General features: G+C 69.6%; 16 protein-coding genes. 9 read left to right on the forward strand and 7 right to left on the reverse strand.

Annotation, left to right across the window (positions count from 1 at the left end; translation table 11 throughout):
* Positions 1-96: 96 nt before the first annotated feature.
* Positions 97-444, reverse strand: coding sequence for a hypothetical protein (locus DMP23_RS45185; RefSeq protein ID WP_336159415.1), 348 nt, complete (start codon positions 442-444; stop codon positions 97-99).
* A 246-nt stretch (positions 445-690) separates the two neighbouring features.
* Between DMP23_RS45185 and DMP23_RS45190 the strand changes: the two genes are divergently transcribed.
* Genes DMP23_RS45190 through DMP23_RS45205 form a run of 4 tightly spaced genes read left to right on the forward strand, consistent with a single transcriptional unit; the run spans position 691 to position 3514 of the window.
* Positions 691-906 (forward strand): hypothetical protein, encoded by a 216-nt coding sequence (locus DMP23_RS45190; protein WP_037812989.1) that lies wholly within the window; start codon positions 691-693, stop codon positions 904-906.
* A complete protein-coding gene (locus DMP23_RS45195) occupies positions 903-2357 on the forward strand; it encodes a sodium:solute symporter family protein (RefSeq protein ID WP_337824909.1) in 1455 nt (484 codons plus the stop codon). Before DMP23_RS45190 ends, DMP23_RS45195 begins: the two co-directional genes overlap by 4 nt.
* A complete protein-coding gene (locus DMP23_RS45200; RefSeq protein ID WP_337824910.1) occupies positions 2354-3133 on the forward strand; it encodes a hypothetical protein in 780 nt (259 codons plus the stop codon). The genes DMP23_RS45195 and DMP23_RS45200 overlap by 4 nt, the downstream gene beginning before the upstream one ends.
* Positions 3134-3157: 24 nt before the next feature.
* Positions 3158-3514, forward strand: coding sequence for an amidohydrolase family protein (locus DMP23_RS45205; RefSeq protein WP_337824911.1), 357 nt, complete (start codon positions 3158-3160; stop codon positions 3512-3514).
* Positions 3515-3527: 13 nt separating this feature from the next.
* Here the strand turns inward: DMP23_RS45205 and DMP23_RS45210 are convergent, their stop codons facing one another.
* On the reverse strand, positions 3528-4994 hold the full coding sequence (locus DMP23_RS45210; RefSeq protein ID WP_337824912.1) for a chlorohydrolase family protein: 1467 nt from the start codon (positions 4992-4994) through the stop codon (positions 3528-3530).
* 138 nt (positions 4995-5132) lie between these two features.
* On the opposite strand from DMP23_RS45210, the gene DMP23_RS45215 reads away from it, so the two are divergent.
* On the forward strand, positions 5133-5777 hold the full coding sequence (locus DMP23_RS45215) for a GntR family transcriptional regulator (protein ID WP_337824913.1): 645 nt from the start codon (positions 5133-5135) through the stop codon (positions 5775-5777).
* 305 nt (positions 5778-6082) lie between these two features.
* Here DMP23_RS45215 and DMP23_RS45220 read toward each other — a convergent pair whose 3' ends face one another.
* The 5 genes from DMP23_RS45220 to DMP23_RS45240 form a co-directional block, all read right to left on the reverse strand.
* Positions 6083-7300 carry an amidohydrolase family protein gene (locus DMP23_RS45220; RefSeq protein ID WP_337824914.1) on the reverse strand — a complete coding sequence of 406 codons (1218 nt, stop codon included), beginning with the start codon at positions 7298-7300 and terminating at the stop codon, positions 6083-6085.
* A gap of 100 nt (positions 7301-7400) precedes the next feature.
* Positions 7401-8237: a class II fructose-bisphosphate aldolase gene (locus tag DMP23_RS45225; RefSeq protein ID WP_337824915.1), complete on the reverse strand. Its 837-nt coding sequence runs from the start codon at positions 8235-8237 to the stop codon at positions 7401-7403.
* Positions 8234-9121 (reverse strand): 1-phosphofructokinase family hexose kinase, encoded by an 888-nt coding sequence (locus tag DMP23_RS45230; RefSeq protein ID WP_337824916.1) that lies wholly within the window; start codon positions 9119-9121, stop codon positions 8234-8236. Before DMP23_RS45230 ends, DMP23_RS45225 begins: the two co-directional genes overlap by 4 nt.
* Entirely contained in the window at positions 9121-9948 is an 828-nt protein-coding gene (locus DMP23_RS45235; protein ID WP_337825133.1) for an SIS domain-containing protein, read from the reverse strand. The genes DMP23_RS45230 and DMP23_RS45235 overlap by 1 nt, the downstream gene beginning before the upstream one ends.
* A 277-nt stretch (positions 9949-10225) precedes the next feature.
* Entirely contained in the window at positions 10226-10702 is a 477-nt protein-coding gene (locus tag DMP23_RS45240) for a hypothetical protein (RefSeq protein ID WP_337824917.1), read from the reverse strand.
* A 148-nt stretch (positions 10703-10850) separates the two neighbouring features.
* Between DMP23_RS45240 and DMP23_RS45245 the strand changes: the two genes are divergently transcribed.
* From DMP23_RS45245 to DMP23_RS45260, 4 genes are read left to right on the forward strand one after another with little or no spacing between them, the layout of a single operon-like run.
* Positions 10851-12032, forward strand: coding sequence for a Gfo/Idh/MocA family protein (locus DMP23_RS45245; protein WP_337824918.1), 1182 nt, complete (start codon positions 10851-10853; stop codon positions 12030-12032).
* Positions 12033-12067: 35 nt separating this feature from the next.
* Entirely contained in the window at positions 12068-13351 is a 1284-nt protein-coding gene (locus tag DMP23_RS45250) for an ABC transporter substrate-binding protein (RefSeq protein ID WP_337824919.1), read from the forward strand.
* 10 nt (positions 13352-13361) lie between these two features.
* Positions 13362-14276, forward strand: coding sequence for a carbohydrate ABC transporter permease (locus DMP23_RS45255; RefSeq protein ID WP_037813002.1), 915 nt, complete (start codon positions 13362-13364; stop codon positions 14274-14276).
* The gene (locus DMP23_RS45260) at positions 14273-15160 is read left to right on the forward strand and encodes a carbohydrate ABC transporter permease (protein WP_037813004.1); all 888 of its coding nucleotides are present in this window, start codon (positions 14273-14275) and stop codon (positions 15158-15160) included. The genes DMP23_RS45255 and DMP23_RS45260 overlap by 4 nt, the downstream gene beginning before the upstream one ends.

The raw sequence follows: 15160 nt of genomic DNA on the forward strand, positions 1-15160 counted from the left end.
GCCTAGGTGCCGACGTCAACCACCCCGGAGGCGGATCGCCGCCCTCACCCAGCGCAGACCAGTGCGGCCCTGTGAGTGACCCGCCTCGGGCACTGCTCAGCGGAACTCGTGCACGACCTCGATCTCCCCGACCAAGTGCGCATTGAACTCGTCCAGTTCCTCAGCAGGAACCCACAACTCCAGGATCGTCTCGCCGCCGGCCTGCCGCACCGGATAGCGGTCGAGGAACGCTGTTTCCACCCGGAACCGGGTCACGTAACCGGTGCCGTCGAACCGGACGTTCCAGTCCCGGGCGATCTTCACCGCGTAGTCCTCGTTCAGCACCGGGTAGAAGATCGGCTGGTCCGGCAGCCGCGGCGGCCACGCGCGCCAGCCGGACCGGCGCACCAGCTCCAGTTCGGCCGGGCCGGTCGGGCGCCACAGCTCCGTCGTCGGCTTGTCCATCTCGTCCCCCTTCTCGAGGGCACAAGCTAGCTGCCGAAAGGACCCGCCAGCGACCGGTTTTACCCCGGCTCGGCACCCACGATCCGGTCTACCAAAGCGCAGCCCAGCGGCCCAGCGTCCAAATCGGACAAATCGCGGCACCCGGCCGGACACCCGGGTCGCGAGCCCGCATCGTTCCCGGCCGCGCCCTTGACAACCCGCCACCGGCCGCGCTTATGGTATACCAAACAACGAAGGGTGTGCGCGATGAAGCGTTCCGCAGTGGTGGCCGCGGTGGCCTTCACCCCTTACGTGGCGATGATCGCCGGCCTGCCCTGGTTCAGCGGCGACGGCCGGATCTGGTTCCTGCCCGAGATCGGGTTCTGGATCCTCCTCTGGGTGGCCCTCACGCCCGTGTTCCTCGGCGTCGCCGACCGCATCCGGCGCCCCGGCGCCGCCGAAACCGAGCAGGAGCAGCGATGAACGCGGGCGCAGTCGTCGCGCTGGCCGTGGTGGCGCTGGCGGTGGTCATCGGCCTCGCCGCGCGCGGCCGGAAGCAGATGAACCTCGAACAGTGGACGGTCGCCGGCCGGTCCTACGGGACGCTGCTGTTCTGGGTCCTCGCCGCGGGCGAGACCTACTCGACCTTCACCTACCTCGGCGCCTCCGGATTCGCCTACGCCAACGGCGGCGCGGCGTTCTACATCGCCGGCTACGGCACGTGCGCGTTCGTCCTGTCCTACTTCTTCCTCCCTCCATTGTGGAGGTACGCGAAGAAGCACAACCTCGTCACTCAAGCGGATTTCTTCACCCACCGCTTCCGCAGCCCGTGGTTCGGCGCGCTGACCGCGATCGTCGGCGTGGCGTTCATGATCCCCTACATCGAGGCGCAGCTGCTCGGCCTCGGCCAGATCGTCGAGACGACGACCGGCATCAACCGGGTCACCAGCATGGTGCTCGCGGTCGTGCTGATCGCGGTGTTCGTCTACGCGTCGGGCATGAAAGCCGCCGCGTGGGTGTCGGTGCTCAAGGACATCCTGCTGATCGGCACCGTGCTGGTCGTCGGCATCGCGATCCCGGTGCACTACTTCGGCGGGTTCGGGCATCTCGTCGACACCGTCCAGGCCCAGCACCCCGGCTTCCTCGGCGTCCCGGCGCCGGGCAGCCCGCTCGGCGTGCCGTGGATGATGTCGACCCTGCTCGTCACGAGCGCGGCGTTCTTCATGTTCCCGCACGCACTCGCCGCGATGTACACCGCGAAGTCCGAGCAGACGATCCGGCGCAACGCGATTTACCTTCCGCTGTACCAGATCCTGATCGCGCTGACGCTGTTCGTCGGCTTCGCCGCGGTGCTCGTCGTGCCCGGGCTGAAGGGCAGCGGCACCAACGGCGCGCTGCTTTCGCTGACGTTGAAGACCATGCCGTCGTGGGTGGTCGGTCTCGTCGGCGGGGCAGGCGCGCTGGCCGCGATCGTGCCGATCAGCCTGCTGCTCCTGCAATCCGCCACGCTGCTGGCCCGCAACGTCTACCAGGGCGTCCTGCGGCCGAAGACCAGCGAACTCGGCGTGTTCCGGCTGTCGCGCGCCCTGGTCGTCGTGGTGACCGCGGTGGCGCTGGTGTTCGCGATCTTCCAGCCCGCACTGCTGGTGAACCTGCTGCTCACCGGACAGAACGGCGTCTCCCAGTTCTTCCCGGCGATCGTGCTGGGGCTCGTGTGGCGGCGGCTGACCAAGGCGGGCGCGGCGACCGGGCTCGTGGTCGGCGTGGCGATCGTCGCGTGGACGGTCCTGGCTTCGAAGAACACGTTGTGGGGCCTCAATCCCGGGCTTCTGGCGATCGCCGTCAACGTCGTGCTCACCGTCGGCGTCAGCCTCGCCACCTCCGAGCGGCGCGAGCCGACCGTCCGGGCCGAGGCCGTGGAGGGAGTCGCGTGAACCTGTTGCTGCGCAACGTCCGGCCCGGCGGCGGCGATCCGACGGACGTGCTGGTGCGCGACGGCCGGATCGCCGGGTTCGGGCCCACCGAAGCGGACGTTCCCGTCGAGGACGGCGGCGGCGCGCTGCTGCTGCCCGGCCTCGTCGACGCGCACTGCCACCTCGACAAAACCTTGTGGGGACTCCCCTGGGTGCCGAACACCTCGGGTTCGGTGCTCGCCGACCGGATCTCGAACGAACAGCGCCGCCGCAAGGAATTCGGGCTCCCCTCGCCCGAACCCGCGGCCGCGCTGCTCGACACGATGATCGCGAACGGCACCTCCTTCGTCCGCGCGCACACCGATGTCGACCCCGAACTGGGGCTGTCCGGCATCGAGGCGGTGCGGGAGGCGGCGGCGCGGCATCGCGGCCGGGTCACCGTCGAGCAGGTCGCCTTCCCCCAGGGCGGCCTGCTCACCCGGCCCGGCACGCTGGAACTGCTGGAGCGGGCCGTGGCGTCCGGCGTGGAGAACGTCGGCGGCATCGACCCGGCGGGCTACGACCGCGATCCGCGCGGGCACCTCGACGCGATCTTCGACATCGCCGCCCGGCACGGCTGCGGCGTCGATCTGCACCTGCACGACGAAGGTCCGCTCGGGGCCTGGGAAATCGAGCTCGTCATCGAGCGGACGAAGGCGCTCGGGCTTGCCGGGAAGGTCGCGATCGGCCACGCGTTCGGCATCTGCGGCATCCCGGACGCGCAGCAGGACCGGCTGCTCGAAGGCCTCGCGGAGTAGCAGATCACGCTGACCACCGCGGCGGTGTACGACCGGCCGGTGCCGCCGCTGGCCAAGATGCGAGCCGCGGGCGCGAACGCCGCGTGCGGCAACGACGGCATCCGCGACCTGTGGGGACCCTACGGCGACGGGGACATGCTGACGCGCACCATGCACCTGGCGTACCGCAGCTCGTTCCGGACCGACCCGGAGATCGAACTCGCACTGCACGCGGCGACGTACGGCGGCGCGAAAGCGTTGCGGCTCAAGGACTACGGCCTGCGGATCGGCGACCGCGCCGATTTCTTCCTCGTAGCCGCGGAGTATCCGGCCGAAGCCGTCGTGTCGCATCCTCCGCGGCAGCTCGTGGTGAAGGGCGGGGCTGTCGTCTCGCGGCGATAGCCCCGCCGCGCCGCTACTGCTGGAACGCCGGGAAGGTCGGAGGGAACAACTCCCCCGCCTCCCGGCGTTCGACGTCCCGCTCCGGATACGCGGCGCGCATCTTCTCGAACAGCGCCTGCGCGCGGCGGCGGAGGTCCGGTTCGTCGATGCCGGGAAGGTGCCCGTCCACCAGCACCGGCTGGCCCGCGACGACGGAATGCGTTGCCTGCCGGGCGGTTCCGGAGAGCAAGAACGTCCGGATCGGATCGTCCTGCACACCGTCGCGCAGGTCGCCGACGTGGAACGCGACGAGGTCCGCCTGCGCGCCCGGGGCCAGCTTGCCGAGGTCGTCGCGACGGAGTGCACGGGCACCGCCGAGCGTCGCCGCTTCGACGTACCACTCCGCCGGGGCCGCGTCGGCGCGGTCGCCCATCACCTTCGCCAGATGCACGCCGACATCCATGCCGCGGATCAAGTCCGGCGGGAAGGAATCCGTTCCCAGGCACAGGTTCAGGCCCGCTTCGCGGTAGTCGCGGAACGAACGCAGGGCGTGGCCGTAGCGGAAGGACGTGAGCGGGCAGTGGATCACCGACGCGCCCGCCGCGGCCAGAGTCGCGACGTCGCCTCGGTCTTCGCCGTGGACTGCGGGATGGCGGTCGAGGACCTGGGCGTGCGGGATCAGCAACCGGTCGCCGAGCAGGCCGGTGCGTTTCAGCATTTCCAGCGGTGTCACGCCGTAACGGTCGAGGATGAGTTCGCGCTCGAGCACGCCTTGCAGGCAGTGCAGCCGTACCAGGACGTCGCGCTCGCGCGATGCGACGGCGGTGGCGCGTATGAGGTCTTCGGTGAGCGTCTCGATGCGGCACGGCAGCAGGACGCCGTTGACGAGTGGGTCGTCGAGTTCCTTTGCGTGGTCGAGGAACCGCAGTGCGTCGGCTAGCCCCTCCGCGCCGCGGGGCTCGTCAAAGGCGACCGTGCGGGTACCGTCCACAGTGGCCACGTTGACGCCGGATCGGTAAGCCGGGCCCAGATATCCGCGCAGCCCGAGGTTCCGCGAGAAGTCCGCCATCGCGACGAGTTCCTCGTACGGCTCGGCCCACGACGAATGGACTTCCGACGCGATCGGCATGAACGTCGTGATTCCGTGCAGCGCCAGCTGAACGAGCGCGTACTCGCGAATGGTCTGCCGTTCTTCCGGGGTGAAGACGTCGCGGCGACGGTGCGCGAAGTAGTCCTCGGACCACTGCAGTCCGGCCGCACGGTCTGCCGTGGCCCAGGAATCGAGGACGAGATGGTCCACGTCGGTCAGCGCGTCGAGGTCGATCAAGCCCGGCAGGACGAGCGATTCGCCGAGGTCGACGTCCAGATCGGCCGTTCCGGCATACCGCGGGCCGACGTAGGCGACGACGTCGTCCTCCCAGACGACCTCGCCGTTTTCCAGCAGGGCGTGCCGCCCGTTCTGATGGGCCAGCACATGGCGGGCACGCCAGCGAGTGCGCATCGGGTTCCTTCCGCTCGGGACATTTAGGTATACCAAACGGCGGAATCTGGGGACCAGACCTTGCCGGGGACGGGTTTTTCCGGGAACCTGGGAGGAGGTTCGCCGATACTGTCGGTGACGGCGGCGGGAGGGGATCGGATGGAGCCGGGTTTCGCGTCGGAGTCCGAGCGCGTCACGGAACGGCTGCGCAACGAGATCCTCGACGGCACCCGGGCTCCCGGCAGCAAGCTGGTCGAACGGGATCTGGCCGCGGAGATGGGCGTGAGCCGGGTGCCGGTGCGGGACGCGTTGCGCGCGCTGGGAAACGAGGGACTGGTGACGCCGCGGCCGCGGTCGTGGTCGGTGGTGCGGGAGTTCACCGCGTCGGACGTCGCGGACCTCAACGAGGTGCGCACGGCGTTCGAGGGCCTCACTTTCCGGCTCGCCGCGCAGCGCCGCACCCGCGAGGGCCTGGCGCGGCTGCGGGAGGTGCTGGACACGGAACTGCGCGCCGCCCGCGTCGGCGACGCGGTGTCCGCGCGCCGGGCAGCCGCGGATTTCCACGAGGTCGTCACGTCGCTGTCGGCGAACGAACTGCTCGGCGAACTGGAGCGGACGCTGCGCAGCCGGATGCGATGGCTGCTCGGCCAGCACGACGACCTGGAAGCCATGGCGGCGGAACACGAACTCCTGTACGAGGCGATCGTCGACCGGGACGTCGAACGGGTGGAACGGCTGGTGCTGGCCCATCTCGCGACCGGGGCCAGCGAGGCGGTGCGGCGACATCCTGCGGAGGCGGGCTGACCTTGGTTCTGTTGTGGCCGCGAGATTCCGGCCGCGGCAATGTTCGCTGCGCTGGACTGACGCCGTCGGCCGTCGCGAGGTCCTGGCAATGCCGAGATCGCCGCGTCGGGCTGCGCCTTCGACCTTCGTGAGACCCCAACTCTGGCAACGCTGAGCTCGCCGCGGCACTGGCTTCTCAACTTTCGGATCACCTGGCACAGCCCCTCTTCGCGAGACCCCGCCCATGCTGATAGAGCCGCACGCGACTCCGGCCCGACGCCCCCTCAGCCCCGCGCACTCTCCGCGAGGCTGAGGCACGCCCCTCGTCAGAGGTCGACGACCGCCAGACCGTCCGCCACCACGACGCCGTCGTGCAGCACCGTCCGGTCCTTGCCGCGGTCCATCACCGCACTGGTCGGCGTCTCGCCGTCCACCAGCACCAGATCCGCGCGGTCGCCGACCGCCACACCGGGCCGGTCGGCGATCCCCGCCAGCCGGGGCACGTCGTGGCTCATGATCGACGCGCCGCCCATCGTCGCGACCGCCAGCGCCATCTCGATCAGCTCGTCGCGCCGGAACCCGTGCGTGAAGGCCAGCTGCCACGTGCGGTCGAGGAGATCGCAGTTGCCGTACGGGCTCCAGTAGTCCCGCTGCCCGTCCTCCCCCAGCCCGACGCGCACGCCCGCGGTCGTCAGGTCCGCCAGCGACAACTGCCGGTCGACGGACGGCGCGACGGTCGCCATCGCGATGTCCAGCTCCGCGAACGTGTCGATCAGCCGGCGGCTCATCGCTTCCGAAACCGAGCCCAGCTCGTACGCGTGCGACATGGTGACCTTGCCGCGCATGTCCAGCGCGCGGACGCGTTCGATCACCAGGTCCGTCGAAAAGACCCCGAGATGCCCCGGCTCGTGCAGATGGATGTCCACCTCGACGCCGTACTTCTCGGCCAGCCCGAACACGACGTCCAAGTGCCCCTTGGGATCCTTGTCGAGCGAACACGGATCGATCCCGCCGACCACCGACGCACCCGAACGCAGCGCGGCCTCCAGCACGTCGACGGTTCCGGGCTCGCGCAGGATCCCTGCCTGCGGAAACGCCATCACCTGAACGTCCGCGTGCGCGGCGAAGCGCTCCTTGGCGGCGAGCACCGCGTCGAGCTTCTCGAGCTGGCAGTCGACGTCGACCTGCGCGTAAGTGCGCACGCGAGTGGTCCCGTTCGCGATCATCCGCTCCAACGTGCCCGCGACGCGTTCCGGCAGCGGCACCTCGGCGTTCCGCCAGTTCTCGCGGTCGTTCAGCATCATCGCCCAGACGCCCGGCGCCCCCGTGTGCGGCCGGAACGGCAGCCCGATGCGCGTCGAGTCGAGGTGCACGTGGACGTCGCTGAAGGACGGGAACAACAGCCGCCCGCGCCCCTCGACCACGTCGACCACCTCGCCGCCAAACCCCGCCGGGTCATGCGGACGAACCGCGACGATCCGGCCGCCGGCCACCTCGACGTCGCTGCGCTGACCGCCCCAGGGACGGACGTCACGGATCAACACGGAGAGCACCTTTCTCGACGGGACGCTTTGGTATACCAAGAGTACCCGGTCCCGTCGAGCCGTCCGCACCTGTTCGACGAAGAGATGCCGCTGCGGGTCTTCAGCCAGCCAGCAAACGCAGGAGCCGAGCAGTCTCCGAAGCCACCGCGCTCCTCCCCAGCCGAACGTACTTTCGGGGATCCACCGCCTCCGGCTGTTCCTCCAGGAACTGCCGGACCGACCGCGTGAACAGACCATTCAGGTGCGTTGAGATATTAACCTTCGCCATCCCGCTCCCCACGGCCCCGCGCAGTTCCTCGTCCGACAGGCCTGACGAGCCGTGCAATACCAGCGGGACCGGTACCGCATCTCGCAATCGGGCGACCAGTGCGCGGTCTACCTGGGCCGTTCGTTCCACCATCGCGTGGGACGTTCCGACGGCCACCGCGAGTGCGTCCACGCCGGTTGCGGTCACGAAGTCCGTCGCTTCGGCTGGGTCGGTGCGGGCGCCGGGCGCGTGTACCCCGTCCTTGCCGCCGACCTCCCCCAGTTCAGCTTCCACCGCCACGCCCGCGTCGTGACAGCGCGAGGCGATTTCCCGGGTCGTGCGCAGGTTTTCCTCGTATGGCAGATGCGACCCGTCGTACATCACGCTGTCCACGCCCAGTGCGATGCCCTCGCGGATCAGCTCCGGGTCTTCGATGTGGTCCAGATGCACCAGCACGTCGACCGACGCGCGGCGGGCGATTTCCCGGGACGCCACGGTGATCGGGGCCAGTCCGCCGTGGTAGCGGACGCAGTTTTCGCTGATCTGCAGCACCACCGGCAATCCGGCCTGTTCCGCGCCTTCGGCGATGGCCTCGGCGTGTTCCAGCAGGATCACGTTGAACGCGCCCACGGCGGAACCGCGCTCGCGGGCGGCGGTCAGCAGCGTCGGCAGGTCGGGGCGGGTGATCATGCGGGGGCTCCGTTCAGGAATCGGCGGTACGCGGCGAGATCGACTTCTCCGGCAACCGGGCGGAGGACGGCCGCGGCACCCAGGGCGGCGGCGTTGTGCAGGGCTTCGATCAGGGGGCGGCCGGCGGCGAGGGCGACGGCCAGCCCGGCCGTCGCGGCGTCCCCGGCGCCGGTGGGGTTGCCCTGCACATCAGGGATGGCGGGGACGGCGAAGACGCCACCGGAGGTGTAGGCGGCGATGCCGTCAGCCCCGCGCGAGACGACGACCAGTTGTGCGCCCAGCCGGAGCAGGGCCGCGGCACCGGCAGCCTCGTCGGCGGCAGAGGTCGCGGCGAGGAGTTCGGCCTGGTTCGGCTTCACTACCGCACCTGCTCGGGCGGCGGCCAGCAGCGCCGGGCCGGAGGCGTCGACCAGCGTCCGCACCCCAGCTTCCCGGGCGATGCGGACCCAGTCGGCGACCAGGTCCGGCGAGGCGCCCCGGGGCAGGGATCCGGAGACAACCAGCAGGTCGGCCGCAGACAGGCAGTTCAACAGGTGCGAGCCGAAAGCTCTCCATTCCTCTTCGGACACTTCCGGGCCAGGTTCCGTGTAGACCGTCGGATGGCCGTCCCCGGTTACCGTCACGGTGGTCCGGGTTTCGCCGGAGATCGGGACGGCCTCGAACGGCACATCCAGCGCTCCCCCGAGCCACCGGCCCGCGTCGCCGCCCAGCGGGAGAAGCGTCCGGACCGGGACGTCCACCGCGGCGAGCACCCGGGCCACGTTCACGCCCTTGCCGCCCGGCCGTCGCTGCACCTCCAGCACCCGGTTCGTCTCGCCGGGCGTGTGAGTGCCGACCCGGTAGGTGACGTCGATGGCCGGGTTCGGCGTCAGCGTGACGATCATCAGACGAGGATCACCGAGCGCGTCAGCGAGCGCGGACGGTCGGGATCCAGGCCGCGCCGGGCCGCCAGTGCGACGGCGAAGCGTTGCGCCACCACGAGTGCGGCGAGCGGGTCCAGGTCGTGGTGGACGAAACGCGCGCCGGTGCGGGCGACGTCGTCCGCGAGTCCGGCCGGGGCCTCGCCCAGCGACCACACGAGACGGCCCGGCTGAGCGATCGCGATCGGGCCGTGGCGGTAGTCCATGGCGGGGTACGACTCGGCCCAGAACTGTGCGGCTTCGCGGGTTTTCAGTGCAGCTTCGCAAGCCAAGCCCACCGCCGGGCCACGGCCGATGAAGGTGACCTGTTCGGCGTCGAGGAGGTCGTCGATCGGTTCGGTCAGCGCGTCCGCACAGGACGTGGCGAGCTGGTCGATGTCGTCGCCCAGACCGGCGCGCAACAGGGCGAGCGTGGTGGTGGCGAAGCGGGTCTGCACCACGGATTGTTCGTCGGCGAAGGAGAGTTCGACGACCTCGTCCGCGACCGCCGCAGCGGGGCTGTCACCGACCGCGGTGATCAGCACGGTGCGTTGCGCGGGCATCGCGGTGAGCAGGTCGATGATCTCGGTCGTGGTGCCGGAACGGGAAATCGCCACGACGCGGTCGTACTCGCGCGAGGCCGGGTATTCGGAGCCGGCGAAGGCGTCGGTGACCCCGTGACCGCGTTGTTCGCGGGCGACGGCGTAGCTCATCGCGATGAACCAGCTGGTGCCGCAGCCGACGACGGCCACTCGTTCGCCCGGCTGAGGCAGCGCGGCGGACGGGGCCAGCGCGGCCGCCGCGCGCCACATTTCGGGCTGGGAAGCCAGTTCGGCGGCCACGAAGGAGCCGGGAGCATCCGGAAGGGAGGACACGGGATGGAGGCCTTTCGATCCAGGGCGGGAGACGTGACCGACTCCGGCACTCTGCTTGAGTGTTTTTGCTTGCTACTTGCGTTATAGCGCAGATTCAATCACAAAGTCGAGTCAGCGCGGGCTCTAGGATGAGCACCGGACCGCCTCCGACCAGGAACGAGAGACCCGGCATGACGCCCCGGCAACACGCGAACGTCCTGCTCGAATGAGCGGGCTACCGGGGCAGCGGCGCGATCGCGGAGATCGGCGACGCGCTCGCGACCGCGCGGCGGGATCCCTCGATCCTCGCCGACCAGCGGCTGATCGCCCACCCGCGCCGCACGGCACCGCCGGGGACGAACTGCCGCTGCAATACAAGACCACCGCCCACGCCGTGGAGGACGCCGGGGACGAGCTGCCGCCGCAGCACAAAGCTGCCGCCCGCGCCGCAGACCTGCCGCCGCAGCACAAGACTGCCGCCCGCGCCGCAGACCTGCCGCCGCAGCACAAGACTGCCGTCCATGCCGCAGACCTGCCGCGACCAGGCGAAACGGCGGAGCCCAACGGGGTCGCCCTCGCGCTGGACAAGAGCGTGCAGGTCCGGCAAGCCCAGTCCGACCGCCCTCGCCAACGCCTGCGAGCCGTCGGTCCATGCGCAGGTCAAGATCGTCGCGACCTGCGAACTGGCCGACTCGGCATCCGCGGGTGGCACCGCACCACCGTCCACAAGGGAGAGCCCGCCGACCTCGCCGCGACCTCCCCGGAGCGGTCATCGCCCCATGAGCAGACTCGCACCATTGCGCATTTATGATTGTTTTGCCATCATGCAGATCAATATCACGCAGAGGTGAGGTGGCGCGGTGGTGAACCCCGGGATGCTGCGGGTCGGTGTGGTCGGTGTCGGCCTGCGGGCCGGGATCGCCCGGCACGTGGCGGAATCCGGCGTCGCGGCGGAACTGGTCGCCGCATCGGATCCCGACGAGCGCGGCCAGGCGCGAGCGCATGAAATGTTCGGCGGCATCGAGATCGTGCCGGGACACCGGGAACTCGCGAACCTGGTCGACGCCGCGATCGTGACCTCGCCGGACTGGACGCACGCCGAGATCGCCGTCGACCTGCTCCGCGCCGGAGTCGCGGTGTACCTCGAAAAGCCGCTGGCCACAACGCTTCCCGACGCGGACGCGGTCCTCGCCGCCGCACAGGAAACCGGCACTCCGCTCTACATTGGACACAACTTCCGGCACTCCGCCGTCGTCCGCACGCTCCGCGACGTCGTGACGCGCGGCGAGATCGGCGAAGTGAAAGCCGTCTGGTGCCGTCATTTCGTTGGCAACGGCGGCGATTACTACTTCAAGGACTGGCACGCCGACCGCAGTCGCGTGAATTCCTTGCTGCTGCAGAAAGCCAGCCACGACCTCGACGTCATCCACTACCTCGCCGGAGGCTTCACCCGCCGCGTCACCGCGATGGGCGACCTGACCGTCTACGGTGGCATCACCGACCGGAGCGGCCAGGGTGACCGCCTCGCCGACGACTGGTTTTCCTTCGACAACTGGCCTCCCGCCGCACAGACCGGCCTCAACCCGGTCGTCGACGTCGAAGACCTCTCGATGGTCCACATGCGACTCGACAACGGCGTCCTCGCCAGCTACGAACAATGCCATTTCACCCCCGACTACTGGCGCAACTACACGGTGATCGGCACCGAAGGCCGCGCGGAGAACTTCGGCGACACCGGCGGCGGCGTGGTGAAGGTGTGGAACCGCCGCCGCGGATGGGCGCTGGACGGAGACCGCGAGTACCCGATCGACGGTGTCGCATCAGGACACCAGGACGCGGATCTCCTTGCCATGACCGAATTCCTGCGTTACGTGGTGCACGGCGACCCGCCGGAACTGTCCCCGATCGCCGCTCGCGAAGCCGTGGCGGCGGGCGCGCTCGCCACGCAGTCCCTGCGTTCCGGCTCCGGGCCGGTCGACGTCCCTCCCCTGCCCGAAAAACTGGCCGCCTATTTCTCCCCGCCGGAAGGAAATCGCAGATGACCCCGCCGCTAGCGCAAGGGAAGGAAAACACTCCCATGCGCGTGCGAACCCTGACCCGGCGCGGTTTTCTCCGCGGCGCGGCGGCGATGGCCCTGGTGCCCGCCGCCGCGGCGTGCGCCGAGGCCCCCGCCGCCACGTCCGGACCGGTCACCGTCGAAATGTGGCACGGCCAGAGCGACACCGGTCTCAAAGTCCTCAAGCAGCTCGTCGCCGCGTTCCAGCGCGAGCACCCCGGCATCCGGATCGACCTGGGCGGCGGCGTGCTGGCCGACGCCATGCTGCAGAAGGTGACCGCGGCGCTCGCGTCCGGTTCCTACCCGGACATCGCGTACATCTTCGGCTCCGACCTCGCCAGCATCGCCCGCAGCCCGCGCGTGGCCGACATGGGCGACGTCGTCAACGACGGCACCCAGTTCTGGAAACCCGCGCTCGAAGCGGTCACCGTGAACGAGCGCGTCCGCGCCGTGCCCGCGATGCTCGACTCGCTGGCCGTCGCCTGCAACAAGAAACTGTTCCAGCAGCACGGCGTCCCGCTGCCGGACGAATCCTGGCGCTGGCCGGATTTCGTGGCCACCGCGAAGAAACTGACCAACCGCGACCAGGGACAGTTCGGCACGGCCTGGCCAGGCGCGGGCGACGAGGACACGGTCTGGCGGCTGTGGCCGATGATCTGGGACCTCGGCGGCACCATTGTCGGCCAGGACGGCCGTAGCATCGGCTTCGCCGACAGCGGCGTGCGAGCGCTCGAAGTGATCCGGAACCTGGCTGTCGACCGCAGTGTCTACATCGACCCGAAACCCGGCTCCGAGCAGATGTACCAGGCCTTCGCCTCGGGCCGGATCGCGATGGTGCCGACTGGCCCGTGGCAGCTGCCCGACATCGCCGACGCCGGAATCGACTACCAGATCGTCCCGCTGCCGACGTTCACCGGAAAGCCGATCACCATCTCCGGCCCCGACACCTGGACGGTCTTCGACAACGGCGACCGGCGGCTCACCGCGGCCAAGACGTTCCTGCGGTGGCTGACCGCGCCCAAGCAGGACGTCGTCTGGGACGTCGGCGCCGGCAGCCTCCCGCTGAGCGCCGGATCGCAGCGGCTTCCGGAGTGGCAGCAGAAAACCCAGGACACCGCAGGGCTTTCCGTGTTCGTCAAGTCGCTCGACAACTCGCACGTCCGCGCGAACCACCCCGCCTACCCGCAGGTTTCCCAGGCCGTCGCCGCGGCGATCGTCTCGGTGCTGCTCGGGCGCGCGACCCCCGCCGACGCCATGCGCGACTGCGCTTCCGCGGCCAACGCCGCCCTCATCATCCCCCGATAGGACCCCGCCCATGTCCGTACATCCCGGCCCGATCACAGTCGCTCCGGCCGCCAAGACCCGCCGCCGCCGCGAAACCGCCGCCGCCTGGGCGTATCTGAGCCCGTCGGTCGTCGTCATCATCGGCCTCGGCCTGGTGCCCGTGGTGTGGTCGCTGATCCTGTCGTTCCAGGCCGACGACCTCGTCACCCCGTCCCGCTTCGTCGGCGTCGACAACTACGCGGCGCTCGCGCAGGACCCGCACTTCGGCCAAGCGGTCGGCAACACGCTGCTGTACACGGCGTTATACGTTCCGCTGAGCATCGTGCTCGGCCTCGCGCTGGCGCTCGCGCTGAACCGGCGGGTGCGCTTCATCGGCGCGTACCGGACGTTGATGTTCGTTCCGTTCGTGCTGTCGGCCACCGCGCAGGGCGTACTGTTCTCGTTCATCCTCGACCCGGAGTTCGGCGTCGCCAACTCGCTGCTGCACCGGATCGGCCTGAGCCCGCAAGGGTTTCTCACCGACCCGTCGCAGGCGTTGCTGGTCCTCGTGGCCATCACGCTGTGGAGCGGCACCGGGTTCTGCATGGTGGTCTTCCTGGCCGCGCTCCAGGACGTGCCGCCGTCGCTGATCGAAGCCGCGCGGCTGGACGGCGCCGGTCCGTTCCGGATCCTCCGGCACGTCACCCTGCCCGCCGTGCTGCCGGTGACCACGTTCCTGACGCTGTGGCAGCTGATCCAATCGCTCCAGGTGTTCGACCTGACGTACGTCACCACCAAGGGCGGACCGCTCGGCTCGACCACGGTGATCGTCTACTTCATCTGGCAGCAGGCCTTCCAGAACTTCACCGCCGGATACGGCGCCGCCGCGGCCTACGTGCTCGCCGTCGTGCTGCTGGCGCTCGGGCTGGGCGTCCGGTTGCTGCGCCGCGACAAGGAGATCCGATGACCACGCGCGCCCACGTTGCCCCGGTTTCCGCATCTCAACTGCCCGGCGTGATCCGCCAGCCGAGGCGCTGGCGGCTGCCATTCAGCCCGTGGCATCTGCTGCTGGCGCCTCTGGCGCTGGTGTTCGCCGCCCCGCTGGTGTGGCTGCTGCTCAGCTCGGTGATGAGCAACGCGGAGATCAACCGGTTCCCGCCGTCGCTGTGGCCGTCCGGGATCGACTTCTCCGGCTACCGCTACGTGCTGGAGAACGCGCTGTTCCTGCGCTGGTTCACCAACTCGCTCATCGTGTCGGTGGTGACCGTGGCGGCCAACCTCGTTTTCGGCTCGCTCGGCGGCTACGCGTTCGCCCGCATGCGGTTCCGCGGTTCGAAGGTGATGCTCGGGCTGATGATGGCGACCATGGCGGTGCCGTTCCAGCTGACCATGATCCCGACGTTCCTGGTGATGAAGAAGCTCGGCCTCATCGACTCGCTCGGCGCGCTGATCGTCCCGTCGCTGGTCACGCCGTTCGCGGTGTTCCTGCTGCGGCAGTTCTTCCTGTCGCTGCCCCGCGAACTGGAGGAGGCGGCCTGGATCGACGGCTGCTCGCGGCTGCGGGTGCTGATCCGGATCGTGCTCCCGCTGTCCCGGCCCGCGCTGAGCACCGTCGCCGTGCTGACCTTCCTCAGCACCTGGAACGACCTGACCTGGCCGTTGATCGCGATCAACCACGACACCCAGTACACGCTGCAGCTCGGCCTGACCACCTTCCAGGGACAGCACCACACCAACTGGGCGGCGGTGATGGCCGGGAACGTCATCACCGTGCTGCCGGTGCTGCTGGCCTTCCTCGGCGCGCAGAAAACCTTCATCCAGTCCATCACCTCCAGCGGCCTCAAAGGCTGA

Source organism: Amycolatopsis sp. A1MSW2902, assembly GCF_017312175.1.
Taxonomy (GTDB): Bacteria; Actinomycetota; Actinomycetes; order Mycobacteriales; family Pseudonocardiaceae; genus Amycolatopsis; species Amycolatopsis nivea.

Coding starts and splice junctions, on each gene's coding strand:
- DMP23_RS45185 (WP_336159415.1), bottom strand. CDS start 444: ATGGACAAGCCGACGACGGAGCTGTGGCGCCCGACCGGCCCGGCCGAA.
- DMP23_RS45190 (WP_037812989.1), top strand. CDS start 691: ATGAAGCGTTCCGCAGTGGTGGCCGCGGTGGCCTTCACCCCTTACGTG.
- DMP23_RS45195 (WP_337824909.1), top strand. CDS start 903: ATGAACGCGGGCGCAGTCGTCGCGCTGGCCGTGGTGGCGCTGGCGGTG.
- DMP23_RS45210 (WP_337824912.1), bottom strand. CDS start 4,994: ATGCGCACTCGCTGGCGTGCCCGCCATGTGCTGGCCCATCAGAACGGG.
- DMP23_RS45215 (WP_337824913.1), top strand. CDS start 5,133: ATGGAGCCGGGTTTCGCGTCGGAGTCCGAGCGCGTCACGGAACGGCTG.
- DMP23_RS45225 (WP_337824915.1), bottom strand. CDS start 8,237: ATGATCACCCGCCCCGACCTGCCGACGCTGCTGACCGCCGCCCGCGAG.
- DMP23_RS45230 (WP_337824916.1), bottom strand. CDS start 9,121: ATGATCGTCACGCTGACGCCGAACCCGGCCATCGACGTCACCTACCGG.
- DMP23_RS45235 (WP_337825133.1), bottom strand. CDS start 9,948: ATGTGGCGCGCGGCGGCCGCGCTGGCCCCGTCCGCCGCGCTGCCTCAG.
- DMP23_RS45250 (WP_337824919.1), top strand. CDS start 12,068: ATGCGCGTGCGAACCCTGACCCGGCGCGGTTTTCTCCGCGGCGCGGCG.
- DMP23_RS45255 (WP_037813002.1), top strand. CDS start 13,362: ATGTCCGTACATCCCGGCCCGATCACAGTCGCTCCGGCCGCCAAGACC.
- DMP23_RS45260 (WP_037813004.1), top strand. CDS start 14,273: ATGACCACGCGCGCCCACGTTGCCCCGGTTTCCGCATCTCAACTGCCC.